This is a genomic window from Streptomyces sp. NPDC059524, assembly GCF_042749255.1.
Taxonomy (GTDB): Bacteria; Actinomycetota; Actinomycetes; order Streptomycetales; family Streptomycetaceae; genus Streptomyces; species Streptomyces xanthii.
Genome location: NZ_JBHYTK010000212.1, coordinates 1 through 2,327 on the forward strand (window position 1 = coordinate 1; position 2,327 = coordinate 2,327).

Sequence of the window (2,327 nt, forward strand, 5' to 3'; positions counted from 1 at the left end):
GCACGGCGACCACCGGTTCGAGTGGACGCGCGCCGAGTTCCGGGAGTGGGCCGGGCGGGTCGCCGGGCGGCACGGCTACGAGGTCGCGTACGTGCCGGTCGGGCCCGACGACCCCGAGGTGGGGCCGCCGACGCAGATGGCCGTCTTCAGCCTGACCGACACCGCCCCGAGCGGGACCGCGAACAGAACAGACGTGAACAGTACGGAAGAGAACAACCGCGCCGAGAAGGAGGCGAAGGACGGATGAGCGGGACCGACATCGACAACCGGGAGAGCGGACGGACGCTGCCCGTCACCGACCTGAGCCTCGTTGTGCTGATCGGTGCGTCGGGATCCGGCAAGTCCACTTTCGCCCGCGCCCACTTCAAGGCGACCGAGATCATCTCCAGCGACTTCTGCCGGGGCCTGGTCGCCGACGACGAGAACGACCAGAGCGCCAGCCGCGACGCGTTCGACGTGCTCCACTACATCGCCGGCAAGCGGCTCACCGCGGGACGGCTCACCGTCGTCGACGCGACCAACGTGCAGCAGGAGAGCCGCCGTCAGCTGGTCGAGCTGGCCCGCGAGCACGACGTGCTGCCCATCGCGATCGTCCTCGACGTGCCCGAGGACGTCTGCGCGGCGCGGAACGCCGCCCGCACCGACCGCGCCGACATGCCCCGCCGCGTCATCACCCGGCACACCCGCGAACTGCGCCGCTCCCTGCGCCACCTGGAGCGCGAAGGGTTCCGCAAGGTGCACGTGCTGCGCGGAGCCGAGGAGATCGAGCACGCGGGCGTCGTGCGCGAGAAGCGGTACAACGACCTGACCCACCTCACCGGCCCCTTCGACATCATCGGCGACATCCACGGCTGCGCGGCCGAACTGGAGACCCTGCTCGGCGAGTTGGGCTACGTCGACGGCGCACACCCCGAAGGGCGTACCGCTGTGTTCGTCGGCGACCTCGTCGACCGCGGCCCCGACACTCCCGGCGTCCTGCGCCGCGTCATGGGCATGGTGAAGGCGGGCACCGCGCTGTGCGTGCCCGGCAACCACGAGAACAAGCTGGAGCGCTGGCTCAAGGGCCGCAACGTGCAGCACACGCACGGTCTCGCCGAGACGATCCAGCAGCTGGAGAAGGAGAGCGAGGAGTTCCGCACCGAGGTCCGTGAGTTCGTGCACGGCCTCGTCAGCCACTACGTCCTCGACGGCGGCAGGCTCGTCGTGTGCCACGCGGGCCTGCCCGAGCAGTACCACGGCCGCACCTCTGGCCGGGTGCGCTCGCACGCGCTGTACGGGGACACCACCGGGGAGACCGACGAGTTCGGGCTGCCCGTGCGCTACCCGTGGGCGGAGGACTACCGCGGCAAGGCGGCCGTCGTCTACGGCCACACCCCCGTGCCGAACGCCACCTGGCTCAACAACACCATCTGCCTCGACACCGGCGTCGTCTTCGGCGGCAAGCTCACCGCGCTGCGCTGGCCGGAGCGCGAACTCGTCGACGTACCGGCCGAGCAGGTCTGGTACGAGCCGGTGCGGCCGCTCGCCACGGAGGCGCCCGGAGGGCACGAGGGCCGGCCGCTCGACCTCGCCGACGTGCACGGGCGCCGAACCGTCGAGACCCGGCACGCCGGTCGCGTCGCCGTGCGCGAGGAGAACGCGGCGGCGGCCCTGGAGGTCATGAGCCGCTTCGCCGTCGACCCGCGGCTCGTGCCCTACCTGCCGCCGACCATGGCACCCACCGCCACGGCCGGGGCGGAGGACCGCGGCGGAGCCGCTGCCGGAGACTTCCTGGAGCACCCGGCGGAGGCCTTCGCCCAGTACGCGGCGGACGGCGTCGCCCGGGTCGTGTGCGAGGAGAAGCACATGGGCTCGCGGGCCGTGGCGCTCGTGTGCCGCGACGCGGAGGCCGCGCGCGAGCGGTTCGGCGTGGACGACAGGTCGGTCACCGGCTCGCTCTACACGCGGACCGGCCGGCCGTTCTTCGACGACGCCGAGACCACCGAGGCCGTCCTCGCCCGGGTGCGGGACGCGATCACCGCGGCCGGCCTGTGGGAGGAGCTCGACACCGACTGGCTGCTCCTGGACGGCGAGCTGATGCCCTGGTCGCTCAAGGCGTCCGGGCTGCTGCGCTCCCAGTACGCGGCGGTCGGCGCGGCCTCCGGCGCGGCGTTCCCCGGAGTTCTCGCGGCGCTGGAGACGGCCGCCGCGCGCGGGGTCGACGTGGGCGACCTGCTGGAGCGGCAGCGGGGGCCCCCCCGGGCCCGGGCCCGCGATTCACATCCCCCAACGGGGTTATACGTGAGCCACGCAGGCCGGGGCCCGGGTGGGGGTGGCCCCCAACAGCA

Annotated in this window: 1 protein-coding gene and 1 pseudogene; both read left to right on the forward strand. The window is 72.9% G+C overall.

Going from position 1 to position 2,327, the window contains the following annotated elements:
* Nucleotides 1–247: pseudogene (locus tag ACFW9D_RS35445) on the forward strand (3' terminal RNA ribose 2'-O-methyltransferase Hen1); the annotation flags it as partial.
* On the forward strand, nt 244–2,327 hold a 2,084-nt coding region (locus tag ACFW9D_RS35450; RefSeq protein WP_384629107.1), incomplete at its 3' end, for a polynucleotide kinase-phosphatase. The pseudogene ACFW9D_RS35445 and the gene ACFW9D_RS35450, both read left to right, overlap by 4 nt.